Below are 16,809 nucleotides of genomic sequence, written 5' to 3'. Positions count from 1 at the left end.
ATATAAAACGGCGCTAATTTTAGCGCCGTTTTTGATTTATAAGCCAATATTGCTTTCCTAGTTTTTTGTAAAAACACCAGTTATATATAGATTTTAAACCTTGGTTAATTATTGAGAAAATTTAACATAAAATTAAAAATAATAGCAATATGTTTGTATATATACTAAAACCATAAACAAAAATGATTAAACAGCTAAGAAAACCTGTGTTTTGTGTTGTTTCTGCAATGTTCACAATCACTGCAGCTCAAGCTCAAGACACAAAAAGCAAAGAACCAGGTATCAATCTTTCTTTCATGGATACAAAAGTTAGTCCGGCTCAGGATTTTTTCCAGTATGTAAACGGGACTTGGTTAAATAAAACAGAAATTCCAAGTGATAGAAATTCATGGGGAAGTTTTAATGAATTACGTCAGAAGACAGATAATAATTCACTTGCGATCTTAAAAGAAGCATCAAAGAATCCAAAATATAAATCGAATACAGATCAAGGTAAAGCAGTAGCTTTATTCAATACTATTTTAGATACTGTTGGAAGAAATAAAAAAGGGATTGCACCACTTCAACCTTCTTTGAAAAAAATTGATGCAATTAAAAATGTTGCTGATTTGCAAAATTTCCTGACAGAAATGGAGTCTCAGGGAGGTATTGGTTTCTTTGGCGTTTACATTGGTGCCGATGCTAAAAACAGTAATGCTTATGCTGTTAATTTAGGGCCGGGACGTTTAGGATTGTCTGACAAAGATTATTATAATGCAGATGACAAAGATTCCAAAGAAAAGCGTGAGAAATACCAAGTTCACGTAGCAAGAATGATGCAGTTTATTGGAGAATCTCCTGCAAAAGCAAAAGAAAGCGCTGCTCAGATTGTGGCTTTAGAGATCGAAATGTCTGCTCCAAGATTAGATCGTGTTGAACGTAGAGATCGTAGAAAACAATACAATCCAACGGCTATTGCTGATTTGAAAAAAACAACGCCTTCAATTCAATGGGATAAATATTTCGCTGGAATTGGAATGTCAAAAATTGATACAGTAAACGTAACGCAACCACGTTATATGGCTGCTTTAGAGAAAACTTTTACTGAAAAGAAAGTAGGAGCGTGGAAAGAATATTTGAAATGGTGTGTGTTGAATGGATCAACATCTTCATTGACAACTGAAATCGAAGCTGCTAATTTTGACTTCTACGGTAAAACATTAACGGGTGCTTTAAAGCAACGTCCTCGTGAAGAAATGGCTTTGCAAGTAATTAACAATGCTACAGGTGAAGCTTTAGGGAAATTATATGTTGAGAAATTATTTCCTGCTGAAGCAAAAGATAAAGCTAAAAACATGATTCAGAATGTGATTCTGGCTTATGAAAACAGAATCAATGCTTTGCCTTGGATGTCTGCTCCAACAAAAGTGAAAGCAATTGAGAAATTGAAGAAAATCACAATCAAAATTGGATATCCTGATAAATGGAAAGATTATTCAGCTTTGCAAATTAAAGACGTTGCTGAAGGAGGAACTTATTTTGAAAATTTAAAGAATTATGCAAAATGGGATTTTCAAGAAGATTTAGCTAAATTGGGTAAACCGGTTGATAAAACAGAATGGGGAATGTCACCGCAAACTGTAAATGCATATTATAATCCGTCTTATAATGAGATTGTTTTCCCTGCAGCAATCCTACAACCGCCTTTTTATAATTATCAGGCTGACGAAGCTGTAAATTATGGTGGAATTGGAGCGGTAATCGGACACGAAATTTCTCATGGATTTGATGATTCAGGTGCACGCTACAACGCAGATGGAAATCTTGTTGATTGGTGGACTGCTGAAGATTTAAAACAATTTACAGCACTTGGAGCTAAACTTGCTGATCAATATAGTGCTTTGGAGCCTTTACCGGGAATTCACGTTGATGGTAAATTTACTTTAGGTGAAAACATCGGAGATTTAGGTGGAATTAACGCTGCCTATGATGGATTGAAATTGTATCTAAAAGCAAATGGAAATCCAGGTTTAATTGACGGATTTACACCAGAGCAACGTTTCTTTATTTCTTGGGCTACAGTTTGGAGAACAAAATCGAGAGACGAAGCAATTAAGAGTCAAGTAAAAACTGATCCGCATTCACCTGGAATGTACAGAGCAGTAGTTCCAATTCAGAACGTAGATGCTTTTTACGAAGCTTTTGGAATTAAAAAAGGAGATAAAATGTATATAGAACCAGAAAAGAGAGTTAAAATCTGGTAATATCAAACCATAAAAAACGGCGCTAATTTAGCGCCGTTTTTGTTTTTATCTCTTTACTGCAATGAAAATATCAACTTCTGCATTTTCAGGATCCTGAGCTTTCTCGCCATAAATTTCAAAATCGGAGGTGAAACTTCTGTCCAGATCTGAATTCCAAATTTTTATCCATTCATTGATAACGATGCCATCATTTAGATTTCCTTTAGCAACAAACTTGTCGTATGAAGCCGCTTCAATAGTTACGCCTGCCATTTCTGTCGGAATAAAATCTAAACTTTCAACCGGACAACCTAAAATCGTTGTATAAGGCTTAGTATGATCTTTTTCATAATCGGTGTAAACAGAATAAATTGAATTATTTATTTTGTTCGGAATCTTTTCAGCAATTCCTTCTGATATAAACCGATTCCAAAGAGCAGGAATGTCTTGTCCTGATTGCCCATTTTCATTGGTAGTTCTTACTGAAACTCCGATGATGTTGAATTTTTGAATATCCATTTTGCTTAAATTATTTTGTTTCGAACAAATTTACAATGCTGCAATGACAACAGTGTGTCAGCAGTAAATTGCATTTTAGATAATTTAAGCCGTTATTTTGAATTGCTGTAAATGTAAGCCTCCAAAGCCTTTAATTCTTCGTCAGACATCGCCTGAGTTATCGGAATATTGGTTTTCATTACCGCAAACTGGCTTGGATCAACAATTGGATCTGCATTTCCTTTTAAGAAAGTAATAATATCTCCTTTTTTGTCTTTATATGTTTTTCCGATTTCCTGAATACTCGGTCCAATTACTTTTTGATCAACCTGATGACAAGAAAGACAATTTCCTTTTCCTTCAAAAATCTCTTTTCCCAAAGCTTCCGGAGTTGCAGCTTTTGCTGTTTCTCCTTCTGAATAAGTTTCTGTTGTACCTTCAGTTGTTTTTCCAAAAGGTTCCTGACTCTCTTTTTTACATGATGTTAATACTAAAACGGCAGCTATGAATAATACTTTTTTCATATTATTTATTTAAAATTACTGCAGCTTCTTTTGCAAAATAAGTCGAGATAATACTCGCGCCAGCACGCTTAATGCAATAAAGTTGCTCTATCATGATTTTATCGTGATCTAACCATCCTCTTTCAGCTGCGGCCTTTACCATAGCGTACTCACCGGAAACTTGATACACAGCAACAGGAACGTGAACGGCATTTTTTACTTCGCGCACAATGTCTAAATAAGCCATTCCTGGTTTTACCATTACAATATCTGCACCTTCCTCAACATCTAATAAAGCTTCACGAATTCCTTCAATACGATTTGCATAATCCATTTGATAGGTTTTTTTATCCTTTGGAATATTTTGAGAATCTACGGGAGCAGAATCTAAAGCATCACGGAAAGGTCCGTAAAATGCCGAAGCATATTTTGCACTGTAACTCATAATTCCAACATTATGATGCCCGTTTTCTTCTAATGCTTTTCTGATTGCCAAAACTCGTCCGTCCATCATGTCGCTTGGCGCTACAAAATCGGCTCCCGCTTCAGCGTGACTTAAACTCATTCTGGTTAAAGCATCTACAGTTGCATCATTTACTAAAAGGCCATTTTCGATAATTCCGTCATGACCGTAAATAGAATACGGATCAAGAGCAACATCCGGCATTACAATCATTTCAGGAACTGCATCTTTTATTGTGCGGATAGTCTGTTGCATCAAACCGTCTTTATTCCATGCTTCAACACCTTTATTATCTTTTAAATTATCACTTACTTTTACGTAAATATTCACTGCTTTGATACCTAAATCCCAAGCTTCTTTTACTTCTTTGATTGTATTATCAAGTGAATGACGATAAATACCCGGCATTGACGGAATAGCGACTTTTACATCTTTTCCTTCAGCCACAAACATCGGAAGCATAAAATCTTGCGGGCTTAAACTAGTTTCGCGAACTAATGAACGAATAGATTCATTGGTTCTTAAACGGCGGTTTCTTTGTAATGGGAACATTTTTTTTGTTTTAAGTTTCACGTTTCAGGTTTTATCCTGAAATTATAAATTGTTTGTTGTTTTTTTGGAAGAATCTAAATTTTGGTTTGGCTAGTTTTTTTATGTAGTAGAAGCTTCGTAAATCTCTTTGATTGTCTTCTCTAGTTTTGTATTAAATTCAGCATCTGATTGATTAACAAAAAGTCCTTCAGACAGCGCACGTGAGAAACTTGCTATCAATCCATGATTTTGCGAAAGTTTTTGATTGGCTTCTCCCTGAGCATAACCGCCAGATAATGCCACAACACGTACAACATGCGGATCAGACATTAGTTCGCTGTAAAAATCATTCACAGTTGGAATGGAAAGTTTTAACATCACTTTCACATTTTTATCCAGCAAATTAAGCTGTTTTAGGAGCTCTTGTTTTAGAATTTCTTCAGACTTTTCTTTATCAGCGCTATAAATATCAACTTCAGGTTCAATAATTGGTATAAGTCCTTTTTCGAAAATTTGTAAACCTACTTCAAATTGCTGCTTCACTACTTCTCGAATTCCATCAACATTAGCTTCTTTAATAACAGAACGCATTTTAGTACCAAAAACATTTCGTTCTACAGCTCTTGTTAGTAATTCATCTAAATTAGAAATTGGTTTCATTAATTGCACGCCATTTGACAGATCGGCAAGTCCTTTATCTACTTTTAGAAACGGAACTATATTTTTTTTCTCCCACAAATAATCAGCAGTCCATTGTTCATCAATTTTGCGATCCATGGTGTTTTCAAACAAAATAGCGCCCAAAATATATTTATTATCAAATGCGGGACTCTTAATAATTCGAGTTCTCATTTCATGAACAAGAGTGTACATTTCTTCATCATTGCTAAAACTGCTTTCTTGAACACCATATTGCGACAATGCTTTTGGCGTACTTCCGCCACTTTGATCTAATGCAGCAATAAAACCTTTTCCAGAATGCATACGATTTAATTGTACGATGTATCGTTCTCTATTTTTCATAATAATATTTTTTTATTTACTATAAATACTCGGTTGTTATGAACATTTGGCTTGTGCCTATTATTTGCTAGTTACAATTTTTTTAAAGTCCTGTTTTCTCATTCACCTTTTCGTAAACTTCTTTCACCTTGTTCGGAGGATTGAATCGATATCCTATACTAAATTTTAAAGTTGATATATTATCATTAAGTCGGGCCTCTGCAGCGTCGTTCTGAATAAAATTAAGTGTGTTTAAGCTTGCATAAGCAAAAAAACGATCTGTATTATAGGCAAGCTTTAAATTAAGATCTAATTGATATAAAGCTGAAACATCTCCATCGACATCATTGATTCCGGCGCCAAAAGCAATTCCGGTTCCAATTAAAACGCGATCGCTTATCACAAAATTATAAAAATACGATGGGGCTAATGAAAAAACATAAATATCTCCGTTTGAAGAATCAGCAGTGTTATTTAGATTTAAATTAGTGTAATAAAAAGAAAAAATGGGAATAAAACTTCCTGAACTCTTAGTTTGCCATTCGTTTTGATTCACCAATGTTTTATAAGAGAATTTATCATTGAAAATATACGAGGTTGTTCCGCCTATTTTAGTAGTTCGCATTCGCGGAAAATCTATAGTGACACCAGAATCTCCGGCGTAAAATCCTTTTTGATTGATAAAAGTGAAAGATTGCATCCACTTTTTATAATAAAATCTAGTATTGAAATTAAAAAGTTTAGAATCTGAATTGTCTTTGTTAACATCAAAAAATTTGGGTGCAAAACCAAAACTAATATCTATAAATTTATAGCTTAAACTTAAGCCAAGCTGTTCTTTTCGGTTTGGATTAAGGTCGATGTATTTTTTCTGTCCTTCTACTGTAAAACCTATCTGGAAATTATTTGAAGTGTCTAAATAATAGGTGCTGGCGGTAACTTTATCATTATATGATTTAAAATAGGAATTTTGGAGCGAATCATTTTGGGCAAAACACCCAAAAACGCCTCCTAAAAACACTATGTAAATCAGTTTTAGATTCATTTTTTATTTTTATAAACAAGATTAGGTTATAAATATGTCACCCCTATGGGGTTCAATAAAATAGACGAATTAAATTCTATAAACATAACATCCCTCTGGGATTTACCTGTTTTAAAAGCTCCGGAGGAGCATAATATTTATAGTCATTAATTCGAACCCTCATTAGAGCTCCATAGGAGCGCAATATCAAATCTCGTCAAACAAATACTCATTTTTAAAATTTACATTAAACAATTTTAAAAATTCAACATATTCTTCTTTGAACGTTTTCGTTTTATGGTGTTGCTCTTGATTACGAATGTAATTTATAACATTTGTTAATTGAGAGTGACTATATGAAAAAGCTCCAAACCCTGTTTGCCATTCGAATTTTCCATTTATCCATTTCTTGTCATTTATAAACTTTGACGAATTTGCCTTTATATCCCGAACTAAATCAGATATTGATTTATCTGGTTTTATACCAATTAAGATATGAACATGATCGGGCATTCCATTAATGACAATTAACTTTTGTCCTTTATTTGTAACAATTCCGGTGATGAATTTATAAACTTCATCTTTCCAATTTGTTGCAATTAAGTTTTGTCTGCCTTTAACGGCGAATACAATATGAATATACAATTGAGAATAGGTGTTTGCCATAAAAATTGTAAATTAATTAGATGTTACCCCTCTGAGGTTCATTGAAATAAATTGATATAAATAATACATCCCACTGGGACCTGTCAATTTTAGAAGCTCCATCGGAGCCAAATATTTCAATGATTTTTTAATTAAATAAATTTACAAAATCGATACACATTTATTGTCTCTATACGTTTTAATTGCATTAAACCCAGTCAATCGGATTTTCTAACACATTCACCAATTTCTCTTCTTCGCTTCCTGCTTCTGCATGATGGTCATAAACCCATTGTACATGCGGAGGTAAACTCATCAAAATACTCTCGATTCTTCCGTTGGTTTTTAAGCCGAATAAAGTGCCTTTGTCATGAACCAGATTAAATTCTACATAACGGCCACGGCGGATTTCCTGCCAATTTCTATTTTCAGGAGTATATTCTAAATTTTTTCTTCTTTCCGCAATTGGCACATACGCTTCTAAGAAACTATCTCCAACTTCAGTTACAAAACTGAACCAATCATCCATTGACATTGTTTCATTTGCTTTGCAATAATCAAAGAACAAACCGCCAATTCCGCGTGCTTCGTTACGGTGTGCATTCCAAAAATAAGTGTCGCACTGTTTTTTATATTTTGGATAAAACTCCGGATTATGTTTGTCACAAGCAGTTTTACAAGTTTGATGAAAGTGTTTTGCATCTTCTTCAAACAAGTAATAAGGCGTTAAATCTTGTCCACCGCCAAACCATTGTTCGATTACTTTTCCAGATTCGTCATACATTTCAAAATAACGCCAATTGGCATGAACCGTTGGAGTCATTGGATTTTTTGGATGTAAAACCAAACTTAATCCACAAGCAAAAAAATCAGCTTCGCCAACACCAAACATCTTTTGCATTGCTTCAGGTAATTTTCCGTGAACGGCTGAAATGTTTACACCGCCTTTTTCGAAAACAGCACCGTTTTCAATTACACGTGTTCTTCCGCCACCACCTTCCGGACGTTTCCAAAGATCTTCACGAAATTTGGCCGTTCCGTCAACAGTTTCTAATCCAGCACAAATCTGGTCTTGTAACTTTTGTATGTATGCGTAAAATTTATCTTTCATGTGTATTGTATTCTGATTTAAGCAATCCAAAATAAACGATATCTTCTAATGTTCCGTCGCTGCTTTTAAATTCCTCACGTAATATTCCTTCTTGTTTAAAATGATGTTTTAAAGCAATTTGCTGACTTGCTTTGTTGATTTTTGAAGTACAAATAAAAACCTTGTTCATTTTTAAAGTATTGAAACAAAAATCTAAAGTTTCAGAAACCACTTTTGATGTAATTCCTTTTCCTTGATAATCTTCATCAATAAAATAACCTAATTCACATTTTGCTTTATTATTATCGATGCTCTTTACGCATAAATAACCAATTAAGGTATTTGTTTTAATGTCTCTCGGATAAAAAAAGTATCCTTCTTTATGATTTTCTTTATCTTGGTTAAAAGCAATGAAATTTTTTGTTTTTTCTAAGTCTAAACAATGAGATAATGTAAGCGGAAAAGTCTTTTCAATATGAGTTTTATTCTTTGCGATGAGGTTGTAAAATTCCTCAGGAAGAATGTCGTTAATCGTTTCTGTTTTCCAATCTGTAAAACTCATATCTATTTGTTTTTTAGGGATGTGATTTTAGTGTTTATTCCAAAAGAAAACACCTTACTTTCCAGTTGAATATATTGGTAAATTGCAAGAGCTTTTCCTAAGAAATCGAATTGTTTTTCTTGAGATAAACCAATTAAAATATCCGCAAATTGTTCTTGTTGGTTCCAATCTAAATGACATCTCTGAAGTAAGACGATTAATTCTTCTTCGGGGATTTCAATTGTTCGTTGTAAACTTAAACCAAAAGCTTTTAATTGCTCATCGATAAGGCTTGTATCTTCGGCATTCCAAAATTTAGGTACAAATAGTAGTGCGTGCAAAGTTCTTAGAGTGTTTTCTATTCTGATACTTTCTTCGTCTCTTAAGCCTTTGTTGAGCATAGTTTTTTGAGTTTTCAGTCTCAGTCTCAGTTTTCAGTTTTGAAGTGCGACTGAAAACTGCGACTGAAAACTGCGACTGATTACTGTATACTAATTCCCGTATTCCTTCACAGCGTCAATAAACGCTTTTGCGTGATCTACAGGGATATTTGGTAAAATTCCGTGACCTAAATTTACGATATATTTATCTTTTCCGAATTCGTCGATCATTTCATGAACCATTTTCTTGATAGTCGGGATTGGAGAAAGCAATCTTGACGGATCAAAATTTCCTTGTAAAGTAATGTTTCCACCAGACAAATAACGCGCATTTCTAGCTGAACATGTCCAGTCTACACCAAGTGCAGATGCTCTACTTTTACCCATTTCGCCAAGAGCAAACCAACATCCTTTTCCGAAAACGATAACCGGTGCGTGATCAGCCAAAGCCTCAACGATTTGGTTGATGTATTTCCATGAAAATTCCTGATAATCAACCGGAGAAAGCATTCCGCCCCAAGAATCAAAAATCTGAACGGCATCAACTCCCGCTTTTACTTTTTCTTTTAAGTATAAAATGGTCGTATCTGTAATTTTTTGTAATAAAGTGTGTGCTGCTGCAGGGTTTGAGAAACAGAAACCTTTTGCAGTATCAAAACTTTTAGAACCTTTTCCTTCAACAGCATAACAGAAAATTGTCCAAGGCGAACCTGCGAAACCAATTAAAGGCACTTCGTCGTTCAACATTTCTTTGGTCAATTTAATAGCGTCCATTACATAGCCTAAACTTTCCTGAATATCCGGAACGTAAACTCTATGAACATCTGCCAACGAACGAATTGGATTTGGTAAAAACGGACCAAAATTCTCTTTCATTAAAACTTCAATTCCCATTGCTTGTGGAACAACAAGAATATCTGAGAATAAAATTGCTGCATCCGGAGCAATTCTGCGAATTGGTTGAACCGTGATTTCAGCAGCTAATTCTGGAGTCTGACAACGTGTAAAGAAATCATATTTATCACGCAAAGCGATAAATTCCGGTAAATATCTTCCGGCTTGACGCATCATCCATACTGGCGGACGTTGAACAGTTTCTCCTTTTAATGCTTTTAAAAATAGGTCGTTTTTTAACATTTTCTTTATTGCTTTAGGCTTTAAGCTTTAGGCTTTAAGCGGTGTTTGTTTTTTTATTGCTCTAGGCTTTAAGCTTTAGGCTTTAAGCTTTGGTTTTTTGCTTAAGGCTTATAGCCTAAAGCTTACTGCTATATTCAGTAATTACATCTTCGATCACATCTTCAACCGTTGGCTGATCTGCAATGATGATGTTTTTTGTAATTTTATGTAAAGCTTCAGCAGTGGTATCTCCAATGCAAAAGCAAGTTTCTTTCTTAATAGTATTGTCTTTCAAATAACTTTCAACTCCTGACGGACTGAAAAAAAGAATAGCATCAGCAGCAGTTTTTATTTTCTGAGGGGTTAATGACGTATCGTAAACCTGAATTTCATTAAACTTGATCTCAGCATCTTTCAAAGCTTTTGGCAAAGTTTCTCTACGAAGATTTCCGCTGAAAAAAGTATAGCTTTCGCTGCGATAAATTAAAGTGATGATTTCGGCTAAATCTGAAGCATAGCCAGTGTAAGCTATAACATTGAAGCCGTTTTCAGATAAAAGTATTTTTGTTTTTAAGCCAACGCAAAAGACATTTTTACTTTTTAATTCTTCCGCTTTTGGATCAGATAAAACACTGTGAACAGCATTTTGACTCGTGAAAATCAAATTGTCATTAAGGTCTTTTAATTCGAAAGATTTATTTTGAGTTTGGATAAAATCAACATCAAGAATTTCAAGATTAGCATTCACTAACGCTTGTTTTTGTTCGCTCGTAAGCTTTTTTGTAGATAATATTTGAATTGATTTTGTCATTATTTTTTTAAAGATTCTTTAATAGATTGCATCAATTCTGCACCGCCATTATTTAAAATTTCCTGAGCGGCGAAAAAACCTAGCTTTTTCCATTCTGAAATATCAACCGTTTTGTTGATTTCGAGTTTTTGTTTTCCGTCAACAGAAAGTAAAACACCTTCAAAATGCAAAGTGTCTTCGTCTTCATTGTAACGTACCAAGGCTCCAATTGGTGCCGTGCAACCGCCTTCCAGCGTTCTTAGAAACTGACGTTCGATATACGTACAAATCTCAGTTTCGATATGATTTAATTGCGAAAGTGCATCAAGAGTATAGTTGTCATTTTCCATTGCCACAACCATCATTGCTCCTTGTGCCGGCGCGGGAATCATCCAGTCAAGATCTATGAAATTTCCTGGTTTCAGGTTAATGCGCTCCAAACCTGCAGCGGCAAAAACGGCTCCATCCCAGTTATTGTCTTGTAATTTTTGCATACGAGTGTTTACATTTCCGCGTAAATCAACTACCGTATGATTTGGGTATTTATTGAACCATTGCGCCTGACGACGTAAACTTCCGGTAGCAATTGTACTAGGATTTGCAAAATCAGGATTTCCTTTGTGAACTAAAATATCAAGAACATTGGCTCTTTCCAGAACTGCAGCCTGAACAATACCTTTAGGTAAAGCTGTCGGAACATCTTTCATAGAGTGAACCGCAATATCAATATCACCATTAATCATGGCAATGTCCAGAGTTTTAGTAAAGATTCCGGTGATTCCGAGTTCGTAAAGAGGTTTGTCCAGAATAATATCACCTTGAGATTTTACTGCAACAATTGAGGTTTTATAACCTAAATCATTTAGTTTTTTCTCGACAGTGTGTGCTTGCCAAAGTGCTAATTCGCTATCGCGAGTTCCAATTCTGATTGTTTTTTCTGCCATTATTTATTTAAAACCAAGTATTTGTTTTTTTACCATTTAGATATTAAGTTAATTAAGTCAGCTTTGGTAAAGCATTGAAACTTAATTTTCTAATATTCTTATAATTGACGATTACCACAAAGCTTAATTCTCTTAATATCTTAATGGTAAAATTAAAATTTAAGATGCTTTTATTTTGAAGACTTTTTCGATCCATTCGATGCTTTCATCGACCATGGTATCGTCGTCTTTTAAATGATTGGCAAAATGTGTAGTGATTTTTTGAATGATTCTGTTACTGATGATTTCAGCTTGCTCTTCGTTAAAATCAGTGATTTTTTTACTCTGAAAGTTCAATTCTGAAGTTTTAATAGCATTCAGTTTTTCTTTTAAAGCATTAATCGTCGGGGCAAATTTTCTTCCTTTTGTCCAGGTAACAAATTCTTCTTTAATTTCTTCAATGATAGCTTCTGCTGCCGGAATGTGTAGTTTTCTGTTTTCTAATGTTTCATCTGTCAATTGTGACAAATAATCCATATGAATTAAAGTTACACCTTCTAATTCCTCAACATTTTCATGAACATTTTTTGGAATAGATAAATCTAAAATCAATAAAGGTTTTTTTAGATTCAAAATAGCTTTGTCAACTGTAGGGTTTTGTGCGCCTGTAGCGACAACAACAACATCAGCTTTTTGAAGTTCCAAATGCAGTTCAGAATAATCTTTAACAATCAAATTTAGTTTTCCAGCCAATTTCTCCGCTTTATCCTTAGTTCGGTTGATTAAAGTAATATGTTCGTTTTTAGTATGTTTTACAAGATTTTCGCAAGTATTTCTACCAATTTTTCCTGTTCCGAAAAGTAAGATGTTTTTATTTCCGATATCTTCTACATTTTTTATAATGTATTGTACCGATGCAAAAGAAACTGAAGTTGCGCCAGAACTAATTTCTGTTTCGTTCTTTATTTTTTTGCTGGCCTGAATTACTGCATTTACCAATCTTTCTAAAAAAGTATTGGCTAAACCGAAAGATTTAGAATGAGTAAAACTGGTTTTTATTTGTGAAATAATCTCAAAATCGCCCAAGATCTGACTGTCTAAACCAGTTCCTACGCGAAACATATGATTAATTGCTTCTTGATTTTTATATACGAAACCTACTTTTTGAAAAGCATCGACAGAACCGCTGCTATTATCGCATATTAATTTGATTAATTGAAAAGGATGTTCAGCAAAACCGTAAATTTCGGTTCTGTTGCAAGTCGAAGTGACTATTAAACTTTCTATTCCCTCGCTTTTAGCTTGTTCCAGTAAACGCGTTTTGGCAACTGCATCCAAACTAAATTGACCTCTTACCTCAGCATCAGCTTTTTTATAACTCAGACCAACTGAATAAAAATATAGGTGTTTCGGTACGTTAATGTTTTCCATAAATTCACTTTCATAAAAGTGTCAACAAAATTATTACTATAGTGGTTATAAAAGTAACGCTCAAAGTACTTTTTGTATCGCTACATGTTTTTTTGTTTCTAAACATCTGTTTTTATGCAAAAAGAAGTACTTTTGTAGCAAAATCAGCTCGTTAGAAACGGTCTGTTTAGAGTGATTCTAAATAAGGCATTACGATTGTCCTGATTTTTGTACTAAAAAAATATCGCTATGAGTTCTCAAGAAATTATAAAAATTGAAGACGACTTTACGCTTATCCGTTTTCAAAATGACAGTCCGGAACCTTTTTCTGCACAGAGAGAAGTAGGTAGTGGTCTGATACAGTTTCACTTCGGGATAAAAGGCAACGCCAAATTTTTATTCAATCAAGGCAATTATGCTTTAGAATTGAAAGAAGAAAAATCGCTGCTTTTGTATAATCCGCAGAAAGAATTACCGCTGAATTTAGAATTATCTCCAAATTCCTGGGTAATATCTGTAATTGTATCGATTAAAAAATTTCACGCGTTGTTTTCTGCAGAAGCAGATTATATTACTTTTTTAAGTCCTGATAATAAGGACAAAAAATATTATAACGAAGGAAATATCAGTCCTTCAATGGCTATTGTGTTGAGTCAGTTGTTTCATTACAACCTTCATCCATCGATAAAAAACCTTTACTATAAAGGAAAAGGATACGAATTACTGAGTTTGTATTTTAATAGAACCGAAGATCCAAATGCAGAACAATGTCCGTTTTTAATAGATGAAGATAACGTTCTAAAAATTAGAAAAGCCAAAGAAATTATCATTGCGAATATGGCTGAACCACCAGGTTTACAGGAATTGGCAGATGAGATTGGTTTGAATTTGAAGAAACTTAAAATGGGTTTCAAACAAATTTATGGCGATACCGTTTACGGTTTTCTATTTGATTACAAAATGGATTTCGCACGAAAACTTTTAGACAGCGGTTCTTACAATGTAAATGAAGTAGGATTGAAAATTGGTTACAGTACGGGAAGTCACTTTATAGCAGCTTTCAAGAAAAAGTTTGCGACAACTCCCAAAAAGTATTTGATGTCGATTAATACAAATGTTTAGAATGATAAAAAGGTATTCAATAATTTTATTGGTTTTCTTACTTATCTCTTGCAAATCAAATGAAGAAAAAGCATTTTTTGATTTTGATAGTGTTGAGTATTATTCATTGAATAAAAATAAGGAAAAAGAAATAATTGAAAATAATAGAACGGGTATTAAAGATTCTATTTTAAATAACATTCTATATTCTGAATTTCCAGATAAGTTAGATAATGATGTTTTTTATAAAACAATTAATTTCAATGGTTTTTCGAAGTTTCAATTATCTCAAAAAGATATTGAGTATTTAAAAAATGATGTTTTTCTGGAAAAATTTTCTTTAAAAGTGTTTGAATTAAATAAAGCTTGTGCTCCAGAATATAGAGATATTTTGGTTTTTAAGAAAAATAATGAAATTTCAGGTATAGCTAAAATATGTCTTTCCTGTGGACAGTTTTATCTGGTTAGTTCTAAAAAGGAAATTAAAACAGAAAATTTTGGAAAAGAAGATGACTATAAATCGTTGGAAAAACTATTCAACACATATAAAAAGGATAAAAACTAATGATGTTTTAAGCATCAATTTTATATATCGAAACATAAATAAAAGATAACATTTATCATATTTCTAAAAAGCAGCAAGTTCTACTTTTGACGAAATTTTTAAAAACAAACAAATGCTTAAAGCCCAAAGCTTAAAGCCTAAAGCAAGAAAAAATATAATGAAAGGCGTATTATTAGTAAACTTAGGATCTCCGGAAAGTCCAGAACCAAAAGATGTAAAACCTTATTTAGACGAATTTTTAATGGATAAATACGTGATTGACGTTCCGTATTTATTAAGAGCCTTTTTAGTTCGTGGAATCATTTTAAGAAAAAGACCCGAAGAATCAGCACACGCTTACGCAAAGATTTGGTGGGAAGAAGGTTCTCCGCTGGTAGTGCTTTCTGAAAGAATGCAGAAAAAAGTACAGCCATTAGTTAATGTTCCAGTTTCGTTAGCAATGCGTTACGGAAGTATGACTATCGAAAAAGGACTTCAGGAATTAAGTGATAAAGGAGTTACAGATGTAATGCTTTTTCCGCTATATCCGCAATATGCAATGGCTTCAACTTTGACTATTTTAGTAAAAGCAGAAGAAATTCGTAAGAAGAAATTCCCTCACATGACTTTTACTGATGTTCCTGCGTTTTACAATAAACCAGATTACATTAAGAATCTAGCCGATTCTATTCAGAAACACTTAGTTGGTTTTGATTACGATCATTTATTATTTTCATATCACGGAATCCCGGAACGTCATATTCGTAAAACCGATGTAACTAAATCACATTGCAAAATTGATGGTTCTTGTTGTAATACACCATCACCGGCGCACGATTTTTGTTACCGTCATCAATGTTATGAGACAACTAGACAAGTCGTTAAATTATTAGGACTTCCGGCAGATAAATACAGCTTGACTTTTCAATCGCGTTTGGCGGGAGATAAATGGTTAGAACCTTATACCGATGTTGAAATTGATAATATGCCAGCAAAAGGAATTAAAAAACTGGCAGTTGTAACACCCGCTTTCGTTTCGGATTGTTTAGAAACTCTTGAAGAAATTGCAATGCGCGCAAAAGAAGATTTTGAAGCAAATGGAGGCGAAGAATTCTTAGCAATTCCTTGTTTGAATGATGATGATGAATGGTGTCAAACGGTTGGGAACTGGATTAACGATTGGGCTAAATAGAAAATAGAAAATAGAAAATAGAACAAAGAGTAAAGAAGAAAGACTTTATAGTGGACGCACATTGTGACCAAAATAATATTTGTTTCAAGTTTAAGGTTTTAAGTTAGAATCAACTTTAAAAAAACCTTAAACTTGAAACTTGAAACAAAAAATAATGGAATATTATAACTATTTAAAATCGCTGCATCTTATTTTTGTAATAACTTGGTTTGCAGGATTGTTTTATATTGTGCGTTTGTTTGTTTATCAAATTGAAGCGAACGAAAAACCATCTCTTGAAAAGGAAATTTTACAAGCGCAATACAAAATAATGGCGTATCGTTTGTGGTATATTATTACTTGGCCATCAGCAATTTTGGCTAGTATTTTTGCTTTTTGGATGTTGCTTTTTACTGATTTAGGAAATGCCTGGCTCAAAATGCCTTGGATGCATGTAAAATTGTGTTTCGTTTTCTTGTTGTATTTGTATCATTTAAAATGCCATCAAATATTCAAGCAATTGCAAAATGATGAGGTGAAATATTCCAACAATTTTATGCGTTTATGGAATGAAGGCGCAACAATTATACTTTTTGCAGTAGTATTTTTAGTAGTTTTAAAAAGTGCCGTAAACTGGATTTTTGGCGTAATCGGAATTGTTTTATTTTCGGTTTTAATAATGCTGGGGTTCCGTTTTTATAAACGTATTCGCGAGAAAAAATAAGTTTTACTTGTTTCAGGTTTCAGGTTTCGTCACGATTGACAACTTGAAACCTGAAACAAAAGAAACAAAACAAAAACATATGCTTAACAACTTCAAAATGTCGATGCTTTCATTGCGTACCAGGATTTTCC

At 33.6% G+C, this 16,809-nt stretch carries 18 protein-coding genes; 5 read left to right on the top strand and 13 right to left on the bottom strand.

The annotated features are described in order from the left end of the window. Nucleotides 1-182 precede the first annotated feature (182 nt). A complete protein-coding gene (locus ACHRVZ_RS07860) occupies nucleotides 183-2,243 on the top strand; it encodes a M13 family metallopeptidase (protein ID WP_395421729.1) in 2,061 nt (686 codons plus the stop codon). Between the two features lie 45 nt (nucleotides 2,244-2,288). Here ACHRVZ_RS07860 and ACHRVZ_RS07855 read toward each other — a convergent pair whose 3' ends face one another. The 13 genes from ACHRVZ_RS07855 to hemA all read right to left on the bottom strand — a co-directional run bounded on the left by ACHRVZ_RS07855 (nucleotide 2,289) and on the right by hemA (nucleotide 13,159). After that, on the bottom strand, nucleotides 2,289-2,741 hold the full coding sequence (locus tag ACHRVZ_RS07855; protein ID WP_395421728.1) for a GyrI-like domain-containing protein: 453 nt from the start codon (nucleotides 2,739-2,741) through the stop codon (nucleotides 2,289-2,291). 92 nt (nucleotides 2,742-2,833) lie between these two features. Beyond that, on the bottom strand, nucleotides 2,834-3,244 hold the full coding sequence (locus ACHRVZ_RS07850) for a c-type cytochrome (protein ID WP_395421727.1): 411 nt from the start codon (nucleotides 3,242-3,244) through the stop codon (nucleotides 2,834-2,836). Nucleotide 3,245: 1 nt separating this feature from the next. After that, on the bottom strand, nucleotides 3,246-4,238 hold the full coding sequence (gene hemB / locus ACHRVZ_RS07845) for a porphobilinogen synthase (RefSeq protein WP_395421726.1): 993 nt from the start codon (nucleotides 4,236-4,238) through the stop codon (nucleotides 3,246-3,248). A 99-nt stretch (nucleotides 4,239-4,337) separates the two neighbouring features. Next, entirely contained in the window at nucleotides 4,338-5,240 is a 903-nt protein-coding gene (locus tag ACHRVZ_RS07840; RefSeq protein ID WP_395421725.1) for a fructose bisphosphate aldolase, read from the bottom strand. Nucleotides 5,241-5,322: 82 nt separating this feature from the next. Further along, nucleotides 5,323-6,264 carry a DUF4421 family protein gene (locus ACHRVZ_RS07835; protein WP_395421724.1) on the bottom strand — a complete coding sequence of 314 codons (942 nt, stop codon included), beginning with the start codon at nucleotides 6,262-6,264 and terminating at the stop codon, nucleotides 5,323-5,325. A 186-nt stretch (nucleotides 6,265-6,450) separates the two neighbouring features. Beyond that, on the bottom strand, nucleotides 6,451-6,909 hold the full coding sequence (tnpA, locus tag ACHRVZ_RS07830; protein ID WP_395421723.1) for an IS200/IS605 family transposase: 459 nt from the start codon (nucleotides 6,907-6,909) through the stop codon (nucleotides 6,451-6,453). Nucleotides 6,910-7,096: 187 nt separating this feature from the next. Further along, nucleotides 7,097-7,999 carry an oxygen-dependent coproporphyrinogen oxidase gene (gene hemF, locus ACHRVZ_RS07825; RefSeq protein WP_395421722.1) on the bottom strand — a complete coding sequence of 301 codons (903 nt, stop codon included), beginning with the start codon at nucleotides 7,997-7,999 and terminating at the stop codon, nucleotides 7,097-7,099. Then, nucleotides 7,989-8,540 (bottom strand): GNAT family N-acetyltransferase, encoded by a 552-nt coding sequence (locus ACHRVZ_RS07820; protein ID WP_395421721.1) that lies wholly within the window; start codon nucleotides 8,538-8,540, stop codon nucleotides 7,989-7,991. Before ACHRVZ_RS07820 ends, hemF begins: the two co-directional genes overlap by 11 nt. 2 nt (nucleotides 8,541-8,542) lie before the next feature. Beyond that, nucleotides 8,543-8,920 carry a hypothetical protein gene (locus ACHRVZ_RS07815; RefSeq protein ID WP_395421720.1) on the bottom strand — a complete coding sequence of 126 codons (378 nt, stop codon included), beginning with the start codon at nucleotides 8,918-8,920 and terminating at the stop codon, nucleotides 8,543-8,545. 90 nt (nucleotides 8,921-9,010) lie between these two features. Next, nucleotides 9,011-10,036: a uroporphyrinogen decarboxylase gene (gene hemE / locus ACHRVZ_RS07810; protein ID WP_035687261.1), complete on the bottom strand. Its 1,026-nt coding sequence runs from the start codon at nucleotides 10,034-10,036 to the stop codon at nucleotides 9,011-9,013. 115 nt (nucleotides 10,037-10,151) lie between these two features. Beyond that, nucleotides 10,152-10,826 carry a uroporphyrinogen-III synthase gene (locus tag ACHRVZ_RS07805; RefSeq protein ID WP_395421719.1) on the bottom strand — a complete coding sequence of 225 codons (675 nt, stop codon included), beginning with the start codon at nucleotides 10,824-10,826 and terminating at the stop codon, nucleotides 10,152-10,154. After that, nucleotides 10,826-11,749 carry a hydroxymethylbilane synthase gene (hemC, locus tag ACHRVZ_RS07800; protein WP_395421717.1) on the bottom strand — a complete coding sequence of 308 codons (924 nt, stop codon included), beginning with the start codon at nucleotides 11,747-11,749 and terminating at the stop codon, nucleotides 10,826-10,828. Before hemC ends, ACHRVZ_RS07805 begins: the two co-directional genes overlap by 1 nt. A gap of 159 nt (nucleotides 11,750-11,908) precedes the next feature. Next, nucleotides 11,909-13,159 carry a glutamyl-tRNA reductase gene (hemA, locus tag ACHRVZ_RS07795; RefSeq protein ID WP_395421716.1) on the bottom strand — a complete coding sequence of 417 codons (1,251 nt, stop codon included), beginning with the start codon at nucleotides 13,157-13,159 and terminating at the stop codon, nucleotides 11,909-11,911. A gap of 228 nt (nucleotides 13,160-13,387) precedes the next feature. On the opposite strand from hemA, the gene ACHRVZ_RS07790 reads away from it, so the two are divergent. The 4 genes from ACHRVZ_RS07790 to ACHRVZ_RS07775 all read left to right on the top strand — a co-directional run bounded on the left by ACHRVZ_RS07790 (nucleotide 13,388) and on the right by ACHRVZ_RS07775 (nucleotide 16,678). Further along, nucleotides 13,388-14,260, top strand: a complete 873-nt coding sequence (locus ACHRVZ_RS07790; protein ID WP_041520392.1) for an AraC family transcriptional regulator — start codon at nucleotides 13,388-13,390, stop codon at nucleotides 14,258-14,260. 1 nt (nucleotide 14,261) lies between these two features. After that, entirely contained in the window at nucleotides 14,262-14,804 is a 543-nt protein-coding gene (locus ACHRVZ_RS07785; protein WP_395421715.1) for a hypothetical protein, read from the top strand. A gap of 157 nt (nucleotides 14,805-14,961) precedes the next feature. Then, nucleotides 14,962-15,975, top strand: a complete 1,014-nt coding sequence (gene hemH / locus ACHRVZ_RS07780; RefSeq protein ID WP_395422501.1) for a ferrochelatase — start codon at nucleotides 14,962-14,964, stop codon at nucleotides 15,973-15,975. 154 nt (nucleotides 15,976-16,129) lie between these two features. Next, complete coding sequence (locus ACHRVZ_RS07775) at nucleotides 16,130-16,678, top strand: CopD family protein (protein ID WP_395421714.1); 549 nt, start codon at nucleotides 16,130-16,132, stop codon at nucleotides 16,676-16,678. Nucleotides 16,679-16,809 lie beyond the last annotated feature (131 nt).

It is taken from the genome of Flavobacterium sp. FlaQc-57 (genome assembly GCF_044007395.1).
Classification (GTDB): domain Bacteria; phylum Bacteroidota; class Bacteroidia; order Flavobacteriales; family Flavobacteriaceae; genus Flavobacterium.
This window is presented reverse-complemented; position numbering and strand designations above follow the sequence as displayed.